A 22,377-nucleotide genomic window follows, 5' to 3' on the forward strand; every position below is an offset into this window, starting at 1 on the left:
TGCAAATCCGACCAGGGTGGGGGCCAGCCCCCACGCCCCCGGGATATTTATGAGACAAAGACACATCATGCGCGGCGTTCTAACGCGGTGTAGATCCAGAGCAAGGCGGACGCTGCGGGCGTGCCGGTGTGGTGGGTGTGAAATTGCCAGTCAGTTGCGCTCGCAAGGGTCGCGAGGCGGTCTTTGCGTTGTGCGAGACGATCAAGATAGCGGCTGCGCAGATCGCGGGCTTTGAGGGTTTCATGGCGCAATGTGCCGGACATGGATTCAAAGATGGTGCGTCCGTCAAAGGGAAATGCTTCCTCAGACGGGTCAAGTATTTGGACAAGCGCGCCGCGCACGTCGCGGTCAGCGGCTTTGGCCATCGCGGTTTCAACGCCCGTGAGGTCACCCATGAAATCCGACACGAACAGTGCGCGCGAATGGGACAACATGCCGGTCGCATCAGGGGTGCCGAAGTCGTCAGTGTTATCTTGTGACAACAGGGCGGCCATCTGCGCAACTTGGACTTCGCCGCGCCGTGGTGGCAGCTGGTTTCCGGTAAGGCCGACCCGTTCACCGCCCCGCAAAAGTAAAATGGCGGTGGCCAGTGCCAATGTGCGGGCGCGCGTCCGCTTCGTGGTGCCGTCTTTAAGGGATGTGAACGACATGGACGCGGATTGGTCGACCCATAGCAGGATCGACTGCGCGATCTGCCATTCTTTATCTTGGATGAACTGTGCATCTGAGCGCGCGGAGCGACGCCAATCAATGCTGCGCATTTCGTCGTGGTTTTGCGCAGGTCGATATTGCCAGAAGGTATCGCCAACGCCGGCACGCCGCCGTCCGTGATCGCCGACCATGACGGTTGAGGCGAGGTGTTCAGCCTCGGCCAGCAGGGGCGGGAAGGGTCCTGCGAGGGCTTCGGACGCTGACCTTAAAGAGAGGGGCGCGTCCGTCATGCGGCGGCGGAAACGCTGGTGATTTGGGTTGCGACCTGATCGATGAGCGAGGCGAGGCTGGTCCCGCGTGCGCGGGCGGCGAACGACAGCGCCATGCGGTGCGTCAGAACAGGGGCGGCCATGGCGCGTACATCTTCGGCGGAGGGAACAAGGCGGCCATCCAGCAAAGCGGAGGCGCGGACGGTGAGCATCAGCGCCTGTGCTGCACGCGGGCCGGGGCCCCAGCTGACGGTGTTTTGGACAAGGTCGGACGCTGTGGTGTCATCAGGGCGACAGGCGCGGACCAGATCGAGGATCATTTCAACAATGGCATCCCCGACTGGCATGCGGCGCAGCAGGACCTGTGCGGCAAGCAGTTCATCGGCGGTGAAAACGGCTGTGGCGTCTTCTTCGGTGGCGCCAGTGGTTGCGATGAGAATGTCGCGTTCGGTGCCACGGTCCGGATAAGGGACGTCGATTTGCACTAGAAAGCGGTCAAGCTGGGCTTCTGGCAGGGGATAAGTGCCTTCTTGTTCAATGGGGTTTTGTGTCGCCAGAACGTGGAACGGCACACCAAGTTTGCGATGTTCGCCCGCGATTGTGACCTCTTTTTCCTGCATGGCCTGCAAAAGTGCCGATTGCGTACGCGGCGAGGCGCGGTTGATTTCATCTGCCATCAAAAGCTGACAGAAAACCGGGCCTTCGATAAAGCGGAAATCGCGGCTGCCGTCAGTCGCAGTTTCCAGAACTTCGGAGCCAAGAATATCGGCGGGCATCAGATCGGGGGTGAACTGGATGCGGTTGCCATGCAGCCCCATGACAGTAGACAGCGTATCTACCAGCCGAGTTTTGCCCAGACCCGGCAGACCGATCAGCAAGGCATGCCCACCGCACAGCAAGGATGCCAACGTCAGATCGACCACTGTGTCCTGACCGATAAACCGTTTTGCAATGGACGCTCGGGCCTGCGCCAGTTTACCGCTGAGGGTTTCGATCTGGGTCACAAGCACTGCGTCGTCCTGAACTGTTGGCGGAACTTCGGGGGGCATGGAAATCTCTTTCTTAAGGGGCATATAGTCTTAGAATGAGTTGAACAGATATCGCAGGTAAGCCCAATGGCAAAAACAAACCAAAGTGATGGCACTGTTACAGTGTCGGCGGAAAGTCTCGCATCGTCTGCGCGAGCAGTAGGAAAAGGGTGCGGATTGCCGCCCGTGGACAGGTGGAATCCGCCGTTTTGCGGTGATCTGGACATGCGGATCGCGCGGGATGGAACGTGGTTTTATCTGGGCACTCCGATTGGACGGTCCGAACTGGTGAAGCTGTTTTCGACGATTATTCGCAAAGACGGGGACGATTATTTTCTTGTGACGCCGGTTGAAAAGGTTGGCATCACAGTGGATGACGCGCCGTTTGTGGCGGTTGATTTTGAGCGCGTTGATGCGGGGCTGCGATTTGAGACCAACGTTGGTGACATTGCTGTTGCGGGGCCGGATCACCCGATCCGCGTTGTGCGGGACAGTGAAACCGGTGAGCCACGCCCCTATGTATTGATCCGCCGCAACCTTGAGGCCTTGATCGATCGCAAGTCGTTCTACCGGCTGGTGGATATCGGTGAGACCGCCAAGCACGACGGTGTGGATTGGTTCGGTATTCGGTCTGGTGGTGCGTTCTTTCCGATCATTCTGGCCGCCGATCTGAATGTATAGGTCAATTTGTTTTGAGCAGGAAACGCAAAAAGCTGCCGCGCGCCGTAGCCTCGAACACGGTCAGTGTTAAGCGCGTGTTTTTGTAAAAGCAGAGTGAAAAATGCCGAGGTTTTGCGCGAATATCACCCCGCTGGCCGGACGAGCGAAAATCTTTCTTGGATTAGCTGACATGATGCTGACAGTATGCTGTCAGCAGGGGTGTGTCAGGGAGGGCCTATCGACATGCAAAGGAGTAACAACCATGACCGATAGACCCACAGTTATTTGGACCGAAATTCCGGTAACAGACCTCGACGCGGCGAAGAAATTCTATTCAGAAGTCTTCGGCTGGACGATGGTTCGCGACGAAAGCGGCCCGAACCCGATCGAAAACTATTCCAACAATTTTTCTGGGGTTGGTGGCCATCTCTACTCTGGCAAACCCGGAGACGGGAATGGTCCGACGCTGCATTTGGCATTGCCTGATAAGATCGAAGCTGGTGCGGCGCGGGCGGTGATCGCTGGCGCGACTTTGCTTGGCCCTGTGATCGACATTCCACCGGGGCGTTTTCAATATGCGACTGATCCGGACGGTAATTCCATCGGGTTGTTTGAACCCAAAGCTGCCTAAATGAAGCGGTTTTCACAATGAGACGGGCCGATCGCCTTTTCCAGATTGTGCAGTATCTGCGGGGTGGTCGGCTGCTTACAGCGGCGAAACTGGCCGAACGGTTGGAGGTCACGAAGCGTACGATTTATCGCGATGTGGCGGATTTGATCGGGTCTGGTGTGCCCATCGAGGGCGAGGCTGGCGTCGGCTATGTGATGCGGGCGGGCTATGATCTGCCGCCGCTAATGTTCAATTCGGATGAGATTGTGGCGCTAGTCGCGGGTGCGCGTATGATACGGGCGTGGGGCGGGGCGCAGATGGCCGCGGCTGCCGAAGAAGCGCTGGTAAAAATCGAAGCGGTATTGCCGGATGATGCCCGCGCGCGCGCGGCGTCCGTGCCGATCCATGCGTTCCAGATGGGTGATATGACAGACGCAGTTCGGGCGCGGATTGACCGCATTGAGGCGGCATCAGATGGGCGCATTCGACTCGATCTGAAGTATGGTGATCAGCATGGCGGTGCGTCGCGCCGCGTGATCCGCCCGCTTGGTCTGTGGTTTTGGGGTAAGGTCTGGACCGTTGTCGGGTGGTGCGAATTGCGCAATGACTTCCGCATGTTCCGCCTTGATCGCATCAGGGACATGGAAGAAGTTGGGCCATTCAAGGTCGAGAAGGGCCAGAGTTTGCGTGATTTCTATGCCTCACCTGACTGTCGCGGGGGGCGGTGAAATGAGCGCTACCGCGCATTGTTTGAGTTTGATGGCGAGAGGCGATTGGACTTTTAAAGGCTGTGCCGGAGGCTGTGTTGTGCAGCCTCTGGCGGGGGAGGTCGTTTGAGCCCGAAACGGGTGGAGCCCAGATGTTGAGACAAAGGCAAATTAGTTACTGAGGGATTGGGCGAGGCGCATGAGTTGGACGGCTTCGGTGCGGTAGCCGAATTGGTCGATGCCGCGGTTTTCTGAGGCCAAGGCAATGGCGTCGTCCCAACCCCAATCACCAAGGTAGGTATCGTTCCGCAACAATTGACCAAAGCCTGCCATTGACGCTGCGAACAGGGCCTCTGTTCCGGGGGTGCCGGATGCGGCGAAGGGCGTTTCGATTAATTGGCTGACAGATTCGCCCGGGGCTTTGTAGCGCAGGCGCAGGAAGCCGAGTTCGTCTGAGCCTGATGCGGGCTCACTGGCTTGATACCGCAGTGGATCGCTGAGTTGTGCCGGGGAGCCGACGGGCGTGATTTCATAGATCGCTGTCACTGTATGGCCCGCGCCAAGTTCACCGGCGTCTACCGCGTCGTTGTTGAAATCTTCGCGGTTCAGGCTTCGGGTTTCATAGCCGATCAGACGGTATTCTGCGATGGTTGCTGGATTGAATTCGACCTGGATTTTAACGTCGTTTGCGATCGGGAATAGCGCGCCTGTCAGGTTATCGACGAGGACTTTCTGCGCCTCTGACAATGTGTCGATGTAGGCGGCGGTGCCATTGCCGTTTTGGGCCAGACTTTGCATTGTTGCGTCTTGCAGATTGCCGCGTCCGAAGCCGAGCACGCTGAGGTAGGTGCCCCCGGTTTGTTGGGCGTCGTCACGTTTGTCTTCGATGTAGGCTTGCAGACCGCGCGGATCGCTGAGGCCGACGTTGAAATCGCCGTCCGTGGCGAGGATGACGCGGGACACATCGCCTGCTGTTTTCATGGTTTCTGCCAGTGCATAGGCTTGTTCCAGTCCGCCCTGGCCATTGGTCGACCCACCTGCATTCAGGGCGTTCAGCGCCGCGATAATTGTTGCACGTTCAGAGGCTTGCGTCGGTTCGAGTGCGATACTTGTTGACCCTGCGTAGGTGACGATTGCGACCTCATCTTCAGGGCGCAGGTTGTCGAGCATCAGGCGGAACGACTGGCGCAACAGCGGTAACTTGTCGGCGCTTTCCATCGAACCGGATGTGTCGATCAGGAACACGAGGTTCAGCGGTGGGCGGTCTTCAATAGCGGGCATTTCGCCTTGGATACCAATGTGAACCAGTTGGGTGTCGGCGTTCCACGGGGTTTCGAAGACGTTGATGGTCGGGCGGAACGGTGCTTCGCCCTCTGGTGCGGGGTAGGCGTAGGGGAAATAGTTGATCATTTCTTCAATGCGCACGGCGTCAGTAGGGGGGAGCTGGCCGCGTGTGAGGGAGGAGCGGATGAGCGCATAGGCGGCGGTGTCCACGTCGATTGAGAACGTCGATACGGGTTCATCGCTGGTGATTTTCAGCGGGTTGGGCGTGTCGTTGGCGAAGGTTTCGTCGTATTCTTCATAAAAGGTCGAGCCGTCCCTTAAGACATGAACGAAGCCGTCATTTGAGGGTTCTGCCATGCTTCTGAGGTTACCGGCCATGTCGTTGCCAGCCGGCGCGGCGCGGGTCAGTTGTTGGGGCGCGGGTGCGGCTTGTGGTACTAGGGTGGCGTCTTCGTCGCGAATGTGGGTAGCGGTTTCCTCCATCACGACGGCGGGTGCCATTTCCATGATAGGATCGCTCATCTCTCCTTCGTCAGCTTGCCGCGCTGCAACGGAAACTGAATCCGAAGGGGCCACGACGATCGCGACGGGCGTTTCAGGCGTGGCAAGTTTCGCGGTTGGCGCAAGATTCAAAATATCGCGCCCTTGGGGAGTGCCGATCATAAAGCCGCAGGCGACGATGGCGGTGGTGAACGTGAGGCCAGCGCGGGATGTGAGGGTGTTTAGCATAGTCTTAACTCCAGTCCATGTGTTGGGTCTGGTAGTGGGACGCGCCGCATTACGCGATCCTTGGAGATCGACGAAATTTTTCTGGGCGAGGGCGATGTTGTCTATGCGGCGCTGGGCATCCGGCGCGGGGGTTGTGGTGTTCATCGCGGACTTGAGGTCGTCGAGATCGAAATCATCACTCATAACACGCCCTCCTTTTCCTTAAGTGATTTCAGATGTTTGCGGGCCTCGGATAGGCGCCATGACACGGTGCCTTCTGAAATGCCCAAGATGTTGCCTGCGTCGGCGTGGGTCATGTCATCGAGCACGAGGGCCAGCGTGTCACGCAGGTCAGGGGAGAGCGACGCCATAGCGGTCGTCAACCAATCAGTACGGGTCTGGGTTTCGTCAATCACTGCTTGGCGGTTGAGTTCCCAGTCGCCCCAGCCGTTCGCCGCGCGTCCATAGGTTGCCTGTTTGCGGCGGCGATCGTGGGCGGCGTTGACAGCGACACGGTAGAGCCATGTGGTGACTTTTGATTGCCGTTTGTAGCTTGATAATTTCGCGGGCAGGGCGGCGCAGATGTCTTGGGTCAGGTCTTCAGCCTCGTGCTTGGATCCGGTCAGGCGGAAACAGAGACGGAACAGGCGGTCGTATTGACGGGCGATCAGGCTGGCGAATGCCTGCCCGTCACCGTTTTGGGCCGCCAAGGCCATATCTTCATCACTGACTGTCATGCGCATCACTAGGGTATGACGTGGGCAGTTCGTCAATCCTTGGCAGAAAGTTTAGAAAGGTTTGAAGTTGGCGATAAGCGCAAACCCTAAAAAGGTTTGACGACCACGACCCAGAGGATGGCGATCACCCCGACGACACTGATTTCGTTGAAGACCCGCAGGTAGAAATCGCTTTCGTTAAAGGTGCCACGGCGCGCCCGCATCACCATGCCGCCAGTCATCATGTAGTGCGCCACCAGCAGGGACACGAGGGCGAGTTTGACGATCACCCATGTGTCGAACGCCCAAACGGCCGCGCCGAGCCAGATGCCTGTGATCAGCGCAAGGACCATGAGGCCAGCCGAGAAGCGATAAAGGCGGTAGGTGAGATCGCCTATTTGACTGATTTGGTGTTCTTTTTCGCCTGTGTTGGCGAAATCGCGTTTCCAATAGATCAGTGCGCGTGGAACGGCGAAGATCGACGTCATCCAGCCCATGACGCTGAGAATATGTATGATTTTTAACCAGTCCATGGCGGATAAATGCCTGATGATTTGAAAAGGGTCAATCGGGGGAGACGGAACGGCGCAGGGTTTGAATATAAAGGGGATGCATATCTCAGGTGAGAACGATGAAAACTGCAGTTCCGCAGACAATCGCCACATTGACCGTTGCCGCGCTGACCCCTGCATTTGCCCAGAACCGTGGCGTGACGGAGGCCGACCTTAGTAGGTTGGGCACCGTGGTTGTTATGGCTGAAATTCGCGCCGATGATTGGTTCGCCATGTCCGTCGATGGCGCACCATTGCATGGAAACAGCACGGCCACCAAAGGCCATCTGATGGTCTCCAGTATGATTGACTGGTCCCATTTTGTCCCAATAGTAACGATGTTTTGTCCCAGTAAGAGGATTCCAAAGCTTGTAAATCCCCTTATTTTTTTGGATATCTTACACGCTCATGCAGATGTATTTCATTTCCATGTAGTCATCCATTCCGTGGCGCGACCCTTCGCGGCCCAGACCGGATTGTTTGACGCCGCCAAACGGCGCGACTTCGGTGGAAATGATACCTGTGTTGACGCCGACGATGCCGTATTCCAGTGCCTCGGCCACTTTGGTCACACGGCTCAGGTCCTTGGCGTAGAAATAGCTTGCGAGGCCGAAGATCGTGTCGTTGGCTTTGGCGATCACGTCGTCTTCGTCGTCAAATTTGAACAGCGGCGCGAAGGGGCCGAATGTTTCGTCTGTGCTGACCATCATGTCTTGCGTCGCGTTGGTGACAATTGTTGGCTGAAAGAACAGCCCGCCCAGATCGTGCGGTTTGCCGCCCGTGAGGATTGTGCCGCCCTTGGACAGAGCATCCGCGAGGTGTTCTTGCACCTTGTCTATCGCCGAAGGTTCAATCAGTGGGCCAAGTTGGGTGTCGTCGTTCAGGCCATCGCCGATTTTGAGCGCCTCAACCGCGACCTTTAGTTTTGCGGCAAAATCGTCGTAGACGCCTGCCTGCACATAGATGCGGTTGGCGCAGACACAGGTCTGGCCGTTGTTGCGGAATTTGCAGGCGATGGCGCCTTTGACGGCTTCGTCGAGGTCTGCGTCGTCAAACACGATAAACGGTGCGTTGCCGCCCAGTTCCATGGAACATTTCATGACTTGGTCGGCGGCCTGTTTCAGCAAGATGCGGCCCACCTCGGTTGATCCGGTGAAGGTCAGTTTGCGCACAAGTGGGTTTTTGCAGAATTCTTTGCCAGCCTCAGACGACGACGTTGTGGTGAGCACGCTGAACAGGCCTTCTGGGATGCCTGCTTCTTCGGCCAGTTTGCCCATGGCGAGCGCCGATAGTGGTGTCAGCGACGCAGGGCGGACGACAAACCCACAACCAGCGGCCAGCGCGGGGGCGACTTTGCGCGCGATCATCGCGTTGGGAAAATTCCACGGCGTGATAGCTGCGGCGACGCCGATGGGTTGCTTGATGACCGTGAGGCGCAGGTTTGGCTGGTGGCCCGGGATCGTTTCGCCGTAGTTGCGTTTTGCTTCCTCGGCGAACCATTCCACGAAAGACGCGCCGTAGGCGATTTCACCGCGCGATTCGACCATCGGTTTGCCCTGTTCGGCGGTCATAATGATCGCGAGGTCTTCTTGATTGGCCATCATCAGATCGAACCATTTGCGCAGGACATTGGCGCGATCTTTACCGGTGCGTTTGGCCCATGCGTGGCGGGCTTTTTCTGCCGCATCAATGCCTTGCGCGATTTCGGCGCGGCTCAGGTCGGTGACTTTTGCGATCACGTCACCGCGGGCGGGGTTGGTGACATCAAATGTTTTGCCGTCCTTGGCCTGCACCCATTTACCGCCCAGAAAGGCGTCCGTGCACAAAAGATCGGGGCGTGTCAGCATGGACTTTAGGTCTGTCGTGGAATCAAGCATGGTGTTCTCCAGATTGGGCGTTGGGCCACAGTTACGCCTGATAAACGCATTGTCCAAGAGGGGCCAACATGACACCCACAGAAGTCACTGATCAAGCCTATGCCAATTCCGCCTATATCCCGGGTGGGCACAGCTATTTCGCGCGCTGGGCGGATCAAGCGGCGTCATTTCGCAGTGTCCATCGGCATGCTGAATTGGGCGTACCTTATGGCGATGGCGCGCGCCAGAGTTATGATATCTTTCACCCATTGGGTAGCGCCAAAGGCACGGTTATCTTTGTGCACGGCGGGTATTGGCTAGCCGGCGGCCCCCGCGATTTTTCGCACCTCGCTGCAGGCGCTGAGACGGCGGGCTATGCCTGTGCCATGCCGTCTTATACTTTGGCGCCCGAGGCGCGGATTGCGGATATTACGCGCGACATCGCGGCAGCGATTGGCACGATTGCGTGGCGCACAACAGGGCCAATCTATTTGGTGGGTCATTCGGCTGGCGGGCATTTGGTGGCGCGGATGGCTTGCGTGGATATGGTCGCTGACTGGTCGCACCGCGTCGCGCGGGTCATGGCGATTTCGCCGATCAGCGATCTGGCCCCGTTGATGGAGACGTCGATGAATGCGATGTTGGGGATTGATGCGACGGAGGCGCTGACCGAAAGCCCCGTCCACCTTACGCAACAGAACATGGCCGTTACGGCTTGGGTCGGCGGTGCGGAGCGGCCTGCGTTTTTGGATCAGGCGCAGTGGCTAAGGACCGCCTGGGATTGTGATCTGACGATAGAGGCGGATTTGCACCATTTCGACGTGATAGAGGGATTGGAAACACCGCACAGCGCCATGATGCGGGCGCTTTTGCGGTGACGTCAAAGGCCCCCGCATAGCGCTGCATCGGCGTGTCGTTCAGGGAATAGGGCAAACCGCCAAACGCGGCCTCTGCGATCAGGACCAGCGTGTTGTCGAATCTGATTTCGGTGAACAGGTCTTCGGTGTACTGGATCAGCATCGGGACAGCGCCATCAATGCGCGCCGTTCCAAAGATAACTCCAACCTTGGCCGTGTTGATTATTGCGTCATGCAGATCACGGGTAAGGGGCTCGCGTGCGGTGGCGTGGCGCTGTCGGACAGCTTTTTGGGCACGGCTAAACTGAGAACACTTCTGACAAAGGAAAAATCAGATTGACGGCTTTGATGCTGGGGGACGATCACTGTCGCCTGAATTAGGCTCTCCGGTGGGTTCAATCAGCAGCACTTTGGCCTCGGACACGGCACGTGGGCGGTGCATCATGCCTTTGGGCACGACGCAGAGTTCGCCCACGCCTAAGGTCACGGCGTCGCCGTTTTCACCGTCCAACGTGACCTCGCCTTCGAGGATCAGGAAAAAGTCGTCGGTGGTGTCGTGTTTGTGGAACGGAAATTCGCCGGTGAATTTGACGACCATCACATCATTGCCGTTATAATTGGCAACAACGTGCGGGTCCCAATGGCTGTCAAACATCGCGAGTTTCTTGGAGAGATTGATTTTCTTCAACGTCATTTACCAACCCTTAAATACATCTGCCGCCGTCAACTTCCATGGCGACACCGGTGATCATGCTGGCGTCATCGCTGCACAAAAACGCCGCCGCCGCACCCATATCTTCGGGGGTGGAAAAGCGGCCCAGCGGGATCGTGGACAGGAATTTGGCGCGGATTTCTGGCGTGTCCTCACCCATGAAGGTTTTCAACAGGGGTGTTTCGCCTGCAACGGGATTGAGCGCATTTACACGGATGCCAAACGGGGCAAGTTCAACGGCCATCGTCTTGGTTGCCGTGATCATCCAGCCTTTGGACGCGTTGTACCAATTCAGGTTCGGGCGCGGGCTGATGCCGGCGGTCGATGCGATATTCAGGATTGCACCGGAACCGCGCGTCTTCATCATGGGTACGAAATGGCGCGACATCAGGAAGACGGATTTCATATTTACGCGAAAAACCTGGTCAAAGTCTTCGTCACTGACGTCTTCCAGCGGTTGTGGCAAATGGGTAACGCCAGCGTTGTTCACGATAATATCGGGATTGGGCATCTTTCCCGCCATGCGCCGCACTGACGTGTTGTTGGACACATCGACCACCCACGGGATGGCCTTGATGCGCGCGGCCACTTCGTTTGCTGCGTCACCGTTAATGTCAGCCACCAAAACGCGCGCGCCTTCGTCGACAAAACGCTGGGCGATGCCAGCCCCAAATCCGGAGCCTGCGCCGGTTACGATTGCGGTTTTTCCTGAGAGTCTCATGAGGCCAACATGGGTGTCGGCGACGCAGATTCCCAGAGAATTATTGCACGCGCGAGATTGAAAGGGAGTTCGGGCTAGTTTTGCGCGGGTTTCGCCTGCTAAGGTTTAGAAATTCAATACATACTGGGGGCAAATATGTAGATGAAAACATACCTTAGTGCCTTGCGCACTGCCATTGTAGGCAGCGCACTTGCACTTCTTGCCGCCTGCGGGTCGCAAGAGGTGATTGGCGAGGTTCCTGTTGTGGAGATCGTCGAGGGCTACGGGCCTCTTGAGGATGGCGACTACATACTGCCGCCAATCCCTGCGGAGTATCTGCAAGGCGTCAATCAGCGCACGGTGGTGGATTATAATGGCCCCGAAAGTGCGGGCACCCTTGTGGTCGATATCCACGCCAAACTGCTTTATTTTGTTGAAGAAGGTGGCCAAGCGCGCCGCTATCCGATCGCCGTTGGTCGCCAAGGATTGAGCCTGAACCGCCCGACTGTTGTCCAGCTAAAGCGGGAATGGCCCGGTTGGACGCCGACGCAAAATATGCTGCGCACCCAACCTGAAGTTTACGGACCCTTTGCGCGGGGCGTTGAAGGTGGTCTTGCCAGCCCACTTGGCGCGCGCGCACTTTATCTGTTCCAAAACGGTCGCGACACGCATTTCCGCATCCACGGCACGAACGATTTGTCGTCTATCGGTAATTCCGGTTCAGCTGGCTGCATCCGCATGTTCAACCACGACATCATTGATCTGTATCCGCGGGTGCCAAATGGTACCCGCGTCGTGATCTGGTCCTATGACGCATCGGTGGAATTGGTGGGCGAGGAGCTTGCCATTCGTGGTGTGATCCTTCAGCCAAACATCATTGATCCAGACCTGATTTATGGCACGGGCGATGAAGCAAAAACTGCCGACGCCGATACCTGAGTTGGCGTCAAGATGAAGTCGCACGAAATGCCTGACACGGGTCAGGCGATCTATGGCAGTTTTTACCTATTCGGGCCATGAATTTTCGTTATGATTGCATACATAACCACCTACACATTATCGCAGTGAGGACCAATATGGCCGATTTTGACGCGCAAATTCGTGAATCCCAGACCCAAGTGCAAGAAGCGCAATTCAAGATTTCAGAACTGACCAGCCGGATTGAAACTGCGCGTCAGAAAATGGCGACGGGGACGGATATCTCTGTTGATATCGAAAATGCGTCCCTTGAAGATGTGCATGCGCACACTGAATTGATGAACGCGAACATTGCGGAACTGATCATGGGGCTGGACGATGTGACGTCAGGTTTTCAGCAGGATTTCGATGAAATGCGCTCCAAAACTGGATGGGAAAGCTTTGTTGGGTTCTTTTCCAGTGGCAAATCGGATTCCATGCGCGAAGAACGTATGCGCAGCGCGTCGGTTGACGACAAACTGCAAGACCTGATTTCAAAGTCTGATGTCATCACCAAGCTGCTGGAAAACCAACTTCTGATCCTCGAAGAACAGAAAACCAAGGTCGAAGACAATCTTGGCGCGACGTTGCAGGAACGTGAAACCACCGTTGGCGAACTTGAAGCTGTGCGTGCTGAGATTTTGGACATGGATCCTGCGATCATCACGCTTGAGAACAAAATCTCAGTCGAACAGGACGCCGCCGCGCGCACCAAGCTGGAAACAGAATTGGCGGGCATGAACGGTGCCTATAATGAGGTGGTTCAGCAAGAACAGGTCAAGCTGGCGAAGTCGCAAACGCTGGAACGCTACATCGAGAAGGGTAAGACTTGGATCGACAGTTTGCAGAACCAAGCGGCGACGCAGATGGTGCTGATTAACAAGCTGCAAACGGACACCAAGCAGCGGGTTGTGCTGTATGATGCGTTGACCAAATCGCTCAAGACCGCGCAACAACAAGATGTTGCGCACCGGATTAACGAGATTGGTGTAAAGACGGACCAAGAGGCGCAGACAGCAATGGCCGCAATTGGTTCGGCGACGAACGCGCGCATGGCCGAGATGATGGAAAAGCACGAGGACCACATGGTGTTCGCGCGCGAAGTGCTGGAGCAAAAGGCCAAGGCGGATGAGCGGTTCATGCGCCGCTTTGCGAAGATCGTGGAGAAGCACGACAGCAATGAATATGGGGCCTGATTGAAGTTATTGTCGACACTCCTTAATTTTGCAGTTTGGTTTGCGATTAGGGCCCTATTCATCGTGGCCCTTTTCGGGGGCATTGGGTTTTTGGCGCAATCTACTTTGGAGCCGGCAACTTCCGAGCGTCAGGAACTAATTAACTATGCCGTTGGAGCCTTAGTTGCATCGATGACGGTGTGGTTGTTTATTTCTTTGATTAGAATTGTGATTGATGCCAGCTCGTCGTTTCGTCAGGGGCTACAGGAAGGGCGAAAATGACTGACACCGCCTACGACCATTTCCAGCTTGAAGACACCCGCGTCACGCGGCGCTATTTTGGTAAGTTTGAAGCGATTATTGGGCATCTGGGCCGTGTTGCCGCGACGCTTGAGGCGGAGAACCGTCTGTCTAAGCGTGACGTCGAAGTGATGACGCGCTATATTGTTGGGCTGAATTACACGTTCAAAGCGCTGGCGCACAAATACCATTTTAGCGGGCGCTTTACCCATGCGGGTAAGCTGACGTTTGACCGTGTTGAATCCGGCTTTCCGGTTTATTCTGAACTGCTGACCATGGCGAATGACGCGGCACAAGCGTCGCGGCACCTGCAAGGGATGCGGTCGGTTGAGGAGTTAAAACAGGACATGGTGCGGGTGATCCTGAACGAACAGGAAACCCCGACAAAGCTGCAATATGCGCTGAGCCAACGGCTGTATTACGAAGAGCTTTCCAAGGGGGAGTTGTTCTGGGCGCGCAATGATCCGCAGGCGGTTTGGCTGGGCAATAAGGCGCAGATGCGCCGCGAATTCATGGTGCATTGGGCGGTCTATGACAGCCAGATCAACCTGCCGACGATCTACATGATGGAACTTGAAGACACCGGTAAGGTCGGCCTGCCGAAAGATGATCGCCGCTGGCCCGAAGTGCAGGCGCATCTGATGGCGCAAAGCCTTGGTGGGTTGAAGTTGCTGACCATCGCCAAAGGGTTCGATGAGGATTTTGACGACCTGCACCCCAAACGCCTGCGCCGATTTCACGTTGGCCCGATGTACAGCCATGCGTTCACCCGTCAGGCTGGACCGCTGCGCGAAGTTCTCGAAGTTGCGCGGTCTCCCGTGGGGGAGGACTGGGCGTTGGTCTGGACGCAAGAAGAATTGCTATCCGAGGCAACGCGCACAGAAAAGTCTGGCTGGTTCGGGACGGTTGAGCGACAGACATTCGCGCTTGATCCGTTCGCTGGTCGCGGAGCGGAAACCGGCGCCACCAAGGTTGAGCGCAGCATTATTTTGCCCCAGCGCCCCTATCAGGCCTTGGAAGAACGCAAGCCCGCGGGGTTTGATAATGTGCGCAAGTTTGTGGTTTCGCCGAGTGGAAGCGTGTTGAGTTATAAATAGATGTTGGATTTTGAGTTGTATTTGCCAAGATGAAGGTCGAAGTGAGATGAGCCAGACAAGCGACACGATGGAGCTGCGCGAAGAGGACATTCGCAAGCATTATGACGCTGCCACCGCGATGGTGCAGGGGTTTGATCACACGCCGCGCATTGGGGCGGCCAAGGACGCGCCCGTGGCGGAAAAGTCGAGCGGTATTGGCACGCGGCGGCGGTTTCGAACGACGACGCCGGGGTTGGTGACGTGGTCGACGGCGCGCAGTGAAGGCGTGCAATTGTTGGCGCGGATTGAAGGTGCGGGCACGGATAACCTTGGCGGTGACGGGCTGACGTCACCCACGCAAGCGACGGTGCTGCACGGGCTGCGGCGTGCCGTAGCGATTGCGCTGGCGGTGGCTGAACAATACGGGATGCGCACGGGGCTGGCGGACCTGAAACGCGCCAACCTTGAAGGATCGCTGGCGGCTGGCAAAAGAACGGAATTTTCGGAACTTCTGACCGCCGAGGCGCTGGTCACGATGTATGTTTTCGCCAACGCCACCGCGTTCCTGATGTCATCGCACGCGGGCGAAGACACCGTCGAAATCGGTGAGGTAGAGGAGGTTTTGACCGACAACGCGACCTTGGCGTTGCACGGTGTTTTGTGGGAGCTTGACCAAGACATCGGGTTGTTTGCCGACACCGAACCCAAGCTGGTCGCGACGGTTCTTGCCTACGCCGAAGCGTTGATGGCCAAGGCCGCAGCGCGCGCCACCACCGCCGGACGTTTGGAACCGTTTGTGGCAGCGTCTTGGAAGGTCGAGGAAGACGGGTTGACCATTCGTGGGTTCACCCCTGCGCGGGCCGCAAAATCGACTACGCTGACGATAAGTTTCAAGAAGCCGAATGAGGTCGTGGGCAACCACATCGCCAAATATCAGTCGATGAAGCTGGCCAAAATGGTTATGGCCTATGATTTTGAACGTAAGCTGAACCCGTTCGCCGAACTTGGCGGCTTCATCTTTACGTTCATGGGCGACGGCGCACCGGGGACAGGCAAAACCACGCTGATTCAGATGATGGCGGGGCTGATTTCGGAGTATTGCCAGGTTGCTGGCTATCCGTTCCGCTACCAGAACTTGAGCACCGATAATATTGACAGCTACCAGGGTAAATCGGGCCAGAACGCTAAGGCGTTTATCAATAACGTGATTGATCCGAGCGTGATTGGTTTTGGCACGATTGACGATATTGACCAATTGGCGGGCAAACGTGGGGATCGCCAAAGTTCGGCGGGTCAATTGGAAATTACCGCTGTTCTAATGGAGAGCTTTGCGGGTGCGAACACAGTCGTGCGTGGCAATTGCACGTTTGGGATGTTCAGCAACTATCCCGAAAATGTCGATGATGCGCTGCGCCAACGTGCGGGCGCGCGGTTCTTAGTGGACGGGCCGCAGACGCGGGATGATTACATCGATATTCTGTATCTCTTGATGGGCAAGAACCACGATATTCCGGTGGGTGATCATGAGGTGTTTTCTGCGCAAGAGATTAAGAAGGCGGTTGCGGCGTCGTTTGAAGGGCATTCAAAACCCCATGAACCGGGGTTGATGAATGTGTTTGATCGCGTGAGCGCGACCATTGGTGAGCTGGATACGATTGCGAAGATCGGCACCTATTTGAAGGGTATTCAGGAGGCCGATCCGCGCTTTACGGGTCGCGCGATCAAGAACATCACCGACGCCGTTAAGGTCCGCGCGATGGACTTTGAATTGCCGGACGAATGGATGGAAAGGCCTGACCTGTTCATGGCGAAGGATTACGACACCAAGCTGGCGATGATTGAGGATCTGCGAAAGCCGATCACGGTCGAAATGGTTATTCAGGAAATCAATCGCTTCGCCGATTCAGAATTCCGCTATGCGGACAAGTCGGATGAAGTGGCGATTGACGGGCTGGTGCGCGATTTTGAACGGTCCGAGGAAGCCAATCGGCGGTATTTGGAGAGTAAAGGGTGACGGCAGCCTTCGCCAACGGCCTAATTTTGCCTGCGATCTGTCTGGCCGCGCTGGGCTGGACCGTGCCGCGTGTGCTGGCGATTTTTTGGCCCGAGGGGGTCAAATGGCTGATGGGATTGGCGTTGGTGTCGACGATCATCATGGCGCTGTGCGGGGCGGGGTTTTTCGCCGTGCTGTATACGAGCCAAGGGGTGAACATAGATGATTTGTATGCCACGGGCGGGCTATCGGTGCCGCTGCACTTCGCCAAACTGAGTTTGATTTCGGCGCTGCTGTGGGCGCCGTTGATGGTATTGTCACTGGCGGGTGTGCCGAAGAATTGGGTGAAGGAGGTTTGGTGATGGAAGTGACCAAGTTAAAATATTCAGTTTTGATGTTCATTGTTGGCCAAGGTGCGTGGGCTGACGTGGTCTCAGATGGTCGGCTTGCCCATGGTGCGTGGGAATGTGCCGCGAAAGCCGGCGTATCAGAATCTTATGTCGAACAGTCGGAAGGTCTATTTGACCTAGGCTACAACATTTTGAGTCGAATTATTTCAGAAGCCAAGTCAGGGGAAACCCCCGAGGAAGAATTAGATGATTTGCCAGTCGGCATAACTTGGCGGATATCGGGCGGTCCATCCACTGATTTCCAACTAGGTGCACTTTGGACCCACTATACAATTGATGCTTACGATGAGACTTGGCCAGATATCGTAGGAGCAGCATTCGATGTACAAGAGAATTTGCAGATGAAAGCGGCGGATGCAGACTTTCAAACCAAGAACTGTGAATTTTTGGTGCCTCAATGAAACGCCTAATCTCTCGCGGTCTGATGTTTGGTAATCTTATCCCCGTGGTCAGTCCTATTTTGGTGGAGCGCTACAACCGTGCCCTGAAGCGGTTGACCGGCAAGCAAACTGCGCTGCAGGATTTTCACATCGATATTTCGGGCTATTCTCCCGAGATCGGGGATGAGTTGGGGGATGATTTATACCTCAACCACCGTGGGGTGAACCGGCAGTTTATTTTGCTGACGACGGAACAGAAAACGGCGCCTTTGTTGAACGCGAAATTCTCGACCTCTCGTGGTATTCTGCGCCAGTTTATTGTGGCGAACGAGGCGCAGTTGTTTGCGCTGACCGCGCGCGACGGGGTCGCGGGGGAGTTGGTGAATTCTGTCTATGCGTTGGACACACCTGCGCGCCTGTTCGACATCGGCCGTGTGACGATTGAGGCGGATACGACGGATGGTGCTGTGGCGTCGGCGGCCAAGCTGGGTGGGATGATTGACCAGTTCATGCGCGACGACGGCGCGTGGTTTGATGATGTTCTGATTGGCAATATGATCGGGCTGGCCAAAGACACAGGCGACATCACCCGCAATCCGGTGCAACTGGCCGATATGACGTTCGATCAGGACAATTTCTGGACTGCGCATTTGGGCGGGCTTTATTTGTTTCGCGGGGTGGACGAGCCAGCGGCGATTACGATGGGTGACAAGACCGCGTTGGGTGAATTGCCAATTGAAACGGTGTTGCAAGGCGATGAACGATCCGCGATTGCGCAGTTTCTGAAGGTTAATAATCTGGCAGAACCGATTGTCGACGCGCGTGGCATCGATAGTGCTGCGATCCTGCGCCAAAAAATGGATTTCATCGTGGCGGATGTGGCTGCGGGTCTTGGTGAAGACCTTGCCGGGGCGACGCGCCGCGACCTGCGCGCCATGGGGCGGCGGTATTTTGATAAGCTGCCAGCGGCGTGGCGTGCCCTTGCAGATCTGGTGCGCTGGGCAGAAGATGGTGGCGCATGGCCGCACATCGACAGCGAACATCCCGCGTATTTCTACACGCTGCGGGCCAAGGCGCACAAAGACGCCGATTTGGTGAATATGCTACTGGCCGAACTGTCCCCGATGGACGTGCGACAGCTGTTCATTTGTCACAAAGAAGCGTTTTACAGTGCCTATATGGGCTGGACGGACGAAAAGAAGGACTATGTGGCACAATTCCTGTCAACCGAGTATCAGGTAGATAAGGCAGGCACGCGCGACGCGTTGTTTGGTTTTGAGGCGGCGATGAGTGAACCAAGCGGCCCGCCACCTTTGCCCGGTCTGATTGAACGGGTCGGGCCATGGGGCGCGGTGCGGCGGCGTGATTAAGAACGGCGTGATTAAGCCAAGGACGGGGGCAGGATATGGGTTTTGTTAGATTGGTCTTAGGCGGTTTCGTTATTCTGGGTGTCGTATATATCTGCGTCACGCTGTATTCACGGTCGGTGCGGCGCGAAAAATTGGAAGGCTGGTGGGACGAGGAACCGGTTGAGGCGATGACCCGAGAAGCCTATATCGCCGATGGGATGGCAAAGTATGAAAACGGGCTGCGCAAGCGGCTTATCTTACTGGTCTTTATCATTCCGCCAATCATTGTCGGTACTATTATTTATTTCATTAACTGAAAGCTGAAGTCATGCGCAATATCCGTCGAGTTTTCCGTGTCATACTGTTCCTGATCGTCGCATCATGGTTGCATTATGTAATGCCGCAGCAGGACACAGTCCGGATGACAGGTATTTCTGACCGGAATGAAACGCTGTCAAGTATGCAACGACTGTTCTTTGCACAGGTAGATAGCGGCACGACAGAAGGCACTTTTCGTGACTTGCGTCTTATCAATACACAAAAACAACGGACCTATCTTCTTGGCCTTATCCATCGCGGCAGTGAGGAGACGATGGTCTATCGCAATGAAGATACAGGCTGGATTTACCCGCCGTATTTCAAATTCGACAGTTCTAACCTGGAGGCAGAAGCCGAGGATATGTTGTCCACATCGGCGTCGCCAATATGGGTTGAAATCACGCACTACGGCTGGCGGAATGAATGGTTGTCCATCTATCCAAACGCCGTGTCAATCCGCCCCGCCCCGAGCGAAGACTATCGCCCGTTTCCATGGGTGAACCTGATTATCTTTGTCGTCATGATTGGTGGATTGCTGTTCTTGCGCGCCATGTGGCGGCAATTTCGTGAGCGCACAATCGACCCGCTGGCCGACAAGGTCGGGGATCAGATGGATCACGTAAATGCGGATCTGTCAGAACGAAAGGGGCGTGTTTCCCGTTGGCTTGGGACGTGGCGCAAGAAGTAGGGATGTGCGCGTGCCTTGAGCGTGGACGGGGGCCAAGCCCCGTCGCATGCGCGACTCCCCCGGGATATTTTCAAAACAAAGACGGGTTGAGACGGGACGCTATTCGCCGTAGGGAATCCAGATTGTTTTAATCGCGGTTGATTGGGCGCGCCAAATGGTGGACGGCCAGTCGCGGTGTGTGGCGTGGTTGACCCATGTGCGTTTGAGGTTGGACGTCGATTTGGTTTCGATGACTTTGGACACATCGGCTGTGGAAAAAGACCAAACAGCATCGATGTTGGCGTGCGCAGCCATGTGTGGCGCAAGTTCAGTGTGGCGTCCGGTTAGAATATTGGCGACGCCTGCGGGCAGGTCTGATGTTTCCAACACTTGGTAAAAATCTGTTGCGGCGAGCGGGAAGGCTTGCGATGCGACGGCCGTCACGCGGTTGCCCATGGCGAGCGCGGGGGCCAGTGGTTCGATCAGCCCCATCAACGGGCGTGTATCGTCCGTGAGGATGGCGATATTGCCGACGGGTTCGTGCATGCCAAGTGCGACACCACGGATTGGCACGCCCTTGGCCGCGCCATCGTGTTTGTCGGCCCAAGCCGCCCATGTAAACAGCCACGATATCGCGTCGTCGACTTCTTTGCTGCCCGTACGCCCGCCTGTCAGCTGGTTGATCCGCGTGGCAAATTCTTGCGCGCGGGCGGACAGGTTTTCGCCGATGTAATAGAGAATTTGCGCCCGCAGGTGGCCTGTGGATTTCGACCAGCCTTTGGCCGCTGCGTTCGATTCAACCGCGTTGCGAAGGTCTTTGCGATTTGCGGTGCTGGCATGGCCCAACAGTTTGCCGGATTTGTCGAAGATGGGTTGCGTGTAGCCACTGTCGGGGCGCACCTGTTTGCCGCCGATATAGAGCTTTGCCGTTCGATCTAGCGGGTCCGCAGGTGTGCCGTCTTGGGTGGTAAATGGCATCGGTGCGGTGATTTTGGCGGTCTTGCCTTTTGGTTTTGTATAGCCCATCAGGCCTTCCCAGCCTCCCTCGCGCCCGAAGCCGGACTCTCGCACGCCGCCGAATCCAGCCGCCGCGTCCATCAGGTTTGTGGCGTTGACCCACACGATGCCGGCGATCAATTTGGGTGCGATATCCAGCGCGAGATTGATGTTTTCGGTCCACACCGACGCGGCCAGCCCGTAGCGGGTGTTGTTGGCGATTTCTACAGCTTCGGCGGGGGTGCGGAAGGTGCAGGCGACCAGCACAGGACCAAAGATTTCTTCCTGCATCAGCGTATCGGACGGGGCGAGGCCGGTGATCAGGGTTGGTGGATAAAAACATCCCTCAGGCGCGGCGCACTGATAGGTTTCGCCTGCGGTGTTTGCATCCACCATTGCTTTGATTTGCGCCAGTTGTTCAGGGTCTACAATGGCACCTAAGTCGATGCATTTGTCCATGGGATCGCCAATGCGCAACCCATCCATGCGGCGTCTTAGTTTGGCGTAAAAGCGATCTGCGATACCTTCTTGCACCAGCAGCCGTGATCCGGCGCAGCAAACTTGGCCGCTGTTAAACCAGATTGCGTCTACCAACCCTTCGATAGCGCTATCGATGTCGGCATCTTCAAACACGATGTAGGGGGACTTGCCGCCCAGTTCCAATGACAGCGCCTTGCCGGATCCAGCCGTCTGTTCACGGATGATGCGCCCCACAGAGGTGGAGCCTGTGAAGGCGACTTTATCAACGTCGGCATCGACAAGCGCGGCCCCCGTTTCACCATCACCTGTGATGATGTTGACGACACCGGGGGGGACGCCTGCGGCTGTGCAAATTTCGGAAAAGACCATCGAGGACAGCGACGTGTATTCGGCGGGTTTCAACACAACTGTATTGCCCATCGCCAGCGCAGGCGCGATTTTCCAAGCGAGCATCAGGAGCGGGAAGTTCCATGGTATGATCTGGCCGCATACGCCAAGCGGTTCGACATCGGGCATTTCAGCGTCCATCAGCTGGGCGAAGCCCGCGTGGTGGTAGAAATGGCGAATGGCGAGCGGGATATCGATATCACGGCTTTCGCGGATCGGTTTGCCGTTGTCGAGGGTTTCCATCACCGCCAACAGTCGCGCGTTCTTTTGCATCAGACGCGCGATGCCATAGAGGACGCGGGCCCGCGCTGCGCCGTCTTTTGCCCATTTGGGTTGCGCTTTGCGGGCGGCTGCTACGGCTTTGGCAACCTCATCTGCGGTGCCTTTGGTGACGCCTGCCAGTTTTTCGCCCGTTGCCGGATTGTTAGACGGGAAGTCATCGCGCAAGGCGTCCCATTTGCCATTGATGTAATGGCCCGCGATCCCGCCGCGATCTGCCAGCCATGCAAGCGCCTCGGCGCTGCTTTCGGGGGCGGGGCCGTAGTCCATGGAGTCGAAGATTTCTTTGACGGTCATGTCG

Annotated in this window: 23 protein-coding genes; 14 read left to right on the forward strand and 9 right to left on the reverse strand. The window is 56.6% G+C overall.

All coding sequences use genetic code 11. The annotated features are described in order from the left end of the window. Positions 1-65 precede the first annotated feature (65 nt). Positions 66-941, reverse strand: a complete 876-nt coding sequence (locus tag OAN307_RS03390; RefSeq protein ID WP_044043128.1) for a DUF58 domain-containing protein — start codon at positions 939-941, stop codon at positions 66-68. Then, positions 938-1,969, reverse strand: a complete 1,032-nt coding sequence (locus OAN307_RS03395) for an AAA family ATPase (protein ID WP_015498449.1) — start codon at positions 1,967-1,969, stop codon at positions 938-940. The genes OAN307_RS03390 and OAN307_RS03395 overlap by 4 nt, the downstream gene beginning before the upstream one ends. A 66-nt stretch (positions 1,970-2,035) precedes the next feature. On the opposite strand from OAN307_RS03395, the gene OAN307_RS03400 reads away from it, so the two are divergent. The 3 genes from OAN307_RS03400 (at position 2,036) to OAN307_RS03410 (ending at position 3,946) form a co-directional block, all read left to right on the forward strand. After that, entirely contained in the window at positions 2,036-2,629 is a 594-nt protein-coding gene (locus tag OAN307_RS03400) for a DUF1285 domain-containing protein (RefSeq protein WP_015498450.1), read from the forward strand. 241 nt (positions 2,630-2,870) lie between these two features. Further along, on the forward strand, positions 2,871-3,239 hold the full coding sequence (locus tag OAN307_RS03405) for a VOC family protein (RefSeq protein ID WP_044043130.1): 369 nt from the start codon (positions 2,871-2,873) through the stop codon (positions 3,237-3,239). 17 nt (positions 3,240-3,256) lie between these two features. Further along, a complete protein-coding gene (locus OAN307_RS03410; RefSeq protein ID WP_015498452.1) occupies positions 3,257-3,946 on the forward strand; it encodes a helix-turn-helix transcriptional regulator in 690 nt (229 codons plus the stop codon). 150 nt (positions 3,947-4,096) lie between these two features. Here the strand turns inward: OAN307_RS03410 and OAN307_RS03415 are convergent, their stop codons facing one another. From OAN307_RS03415 to OAN307_RS03430, 4 genes are all read right to left on the reverse strand, one after another. Then, positions 4,097-6,121, reverse strand: coding sequence for a vWA domain-containing protein (locus OAN307_RS03415; RefSeq protein WP_015498453.1), 2,025 nt, complete (start codon positions 6,119-6,121; stop codon positions 4,097-4,099). Further along, positions 6,118-6,654 (reverse strand): RNA polymerase sigma factor, encoded by a 537-nt coding sequence (locus OAN307_RS03420; protein WP_015498454.1) that lies wholly within the window; start codon positions 6,652-6,654, stop codon positions 6,118-6,120. The genes OAN307_RS03415 and OAN307_RS03420 overlap by 4 nt, the downstream gene beginning before the upstream one ends. Before the next feature lie 86 nt (positions 6,655-6,740). After that, complete coding sequence (locus OAN307_RS03425) at positions 6,741-7,166, reverse strand: CopD family protein (protein WP_015498455.1); 426 nt, start codon at positions 7,164-7,166, stop codon at positions 6,741-6,743. A 416-nt stretch (positions 7,167-7,582) separates the two neighbouring features. Next, on the reverse strand, positions 7,583-9,061 hold the full coding sequence (locus OAN307_RS03430; protein ID WP_015498456.1) for an NAD-dependent succinate-semialdehyde dehydrogenase: 1,479 nt from the start codon (positions 9,059-9,061) through the stop codon (positions 7,583-7,585). Positions 9,062-9,129: 68 nt separating this feature from the next. Between OAN307_RS03430 and OAN307_RS03435 the strand changes: the two genes are divergently transcribed. Beyond that, complete coding sequence (locus OAN307_RS03435; protein ID WP_015498457.1) at positions 9,130-9,918, forward strand: alpha/beta hydrolase; 789 nt, start codon at positions 9,130-9,132, stop codon at positions 9,916-9,918. Positions 9,919-10,228: 310 nt separating this feature from the next. Here OAN307_RS03435 and OAN307_RS03440 read toward each other — a convergent pair whose 3' ends face one another. Both OAN307_RS03440 and OAN307_RS03445 read right to left on the reverse strand, forming a co-directional pair. After that, positions 10,229-10,585: a cupin domain-containing protein gene (locus OAN307_RS03440; RefSeq protein ID WP_044044455.1), complete on the reverse strand. Its 357-nt coding sequence runs from the start codon at positions 10,583-10,585 to the stop codon at positions 10,229-10,231. A 16-nt stretch (positions 10,586-10,601) separates the two neighbouring features. Next, complete coding sequence (locus OAN307_RS03445; protein ID WP_015498459.1) at positions 10,602-11,330, reverse strand: SDR family oxidoreductase; 729 nt, start codon at positions 11,328-11,330, stop codon at positions 10,602-10,604. Between the two features lie 141 nt (positions 11,331-11,471). On the opposite strand from OAN307_RS03445, the gene OAN307_RS03450 reads away from it, so the two are divergent. The 10 genes from OAN307_RS03450 (at position 11,472) to OAN307_RS03495 (ending at position 19,955) form a co-directional block, all read left to right on the forward strand. After that, positions 11,472-12,248, forward strand: a complete 777-nt coding sequence (locus OAN307_RS03450; protein ID WP_015498460.1) for a L,D-transpeptidase — start codon at positions 11,472-11,474, stop codon at positions 12,246-12,248. A 137-nt stretch (positions 12,249-12,385) separates the two neighbouring features. Then, on the forward strand, positions 12,386-13,462 hold the full coding sequence (locus OAN307_RS03455) for a hypothetical protein (RefSeq protein WP_044043132.1): 1,077 nt from the start codon (positions 12,386-12,388) through the stop codon (positions 13,460-13,462). 9 nt (positions 13,463-13,471) lie between these two features. Further along, entirely contained in the window at positions 13,472-13,723 is a 252-nt protein-coding gene (locus tag OAN307_RS03460; RefSeq protein WP_144055493.1) for a hypothetical protein, read from the forward strand. Continuing rightward, positions 13,720-14,838 (forward strand): hypothetical protein, encoded by a 1,119-nt coding sequence (locus tag OAN307_RS03465; RefSeq protein ID WP_015498462.1) that lies wholly within the window; start codon positions 13,720-13,722, stop codon positions 14,836-14,838. Before OAN307_RS03460 ends, OAN307_RS03465 begins: the two co-directional genes overlap by 4 nt. A gap of 46 nt (positions 14,839-14,884) precedes the next feature. Continuing rightward, positions 14,885-16,831: an AAA family ATPase gene (locus tag OAN307_RS03470; RefSeq protein ID WP_044043136.1), complete on the forward strand. Its 1,947-nt coding sequence runs from the start codon at positions 14,885-14,887 to the stop codon at positions 16,829-16,831. Continuing rightward, complete coding sequence (locus OAN307_RS03475; protein ID WP_015498464.1) at positions 16,828-17,172, forward strand: hypothetical protein; 345 nt, start codon at positions 16,828-16,830, stop codon at positions 17,170-17,172. Before OAN307_RS03470 ends, OAN307_RS03475 begins: the two co-directional genes overlap by 4 nt. Beyond that, positions 17,172-17,621: a hypothetical protein gene (locus tag OAN307_RS03480; RefSeq protein ID WP_015498465.1), complete on the forward strand. Its 450-nt coding sequence runs from the start codon at positions 17,172-17,174 to the stop codon at positions 17,619-17,621. The genes OAN307_RS03475 and OAN307_RS03480 overlap by 1 nt, the downstream gene beginning before the upstream one ends. Beyond that, a complete protein-coding gene (locus OAN307_RS03485; RefSeq protein WP_015498466.1) occupies positions 17,618-18,970 on the forward strand; it encodes a DUF6638 family protein in 1,353 nt (450 codons plus the stop codon). Before OAN307_RS03480 ends, OAN307_RS03485 begins: the two co-directional genes overlap by 4 nt. 35 nt (positions 18,971-19,005) lie before the next feature. Beyond that, positions 19,006-19,266, forward strand: coding sequence for a hypothetical protein (locus tag OAN307_RS03490; RefSeq protein ID WP_015498467.1), 261 nt, complete (start codon positions 19,006-19,008; stop codon positions 19,264-19,266). Between the two features lie 11 nt (positions 19,267-19,277). Beyond that, on the forward strand, positions 19,278-19,955 hold the full coding sequence (locus OAN307_RS03495; RefSeq protein WP_015498468.1) for a DUF1523 family protein: 678 nt from the start codon (positions 19,278-19,280) through the stop codon (positions 19,953-19,955). Positions 19,956-20,054: 99 nt separating this feature from the next. On the opposite strand, the gene OAN307_RS03500 is transcribed toward OAN307_RS03495, so the two are convergent. Further along, on the reverse strand, positions 20,055-22,373 hold the full coding sequence (locus tag OAN307_RS03500) for an aldehyde dehydrogenase family protein (RefSeq protein WP_044043138.1): 2,319 nt from the start codon (positions 22,371-22,373) through the stop codon (positions 20,055-20,057). Positions 22,374-22,377 lie beyond the last annotated feature (4 nt).

The sequence above is a fragment of the Octadecabacter antarcticus 307 genome, from assembly GCF_000155675.2.
GTDB lineage: Bacteria > Pseudomonadota > Alphaproteobacteria > Rhodobacterales > Rhodobacteraceae > Octadecabacter > Octadecabacter antarcticus.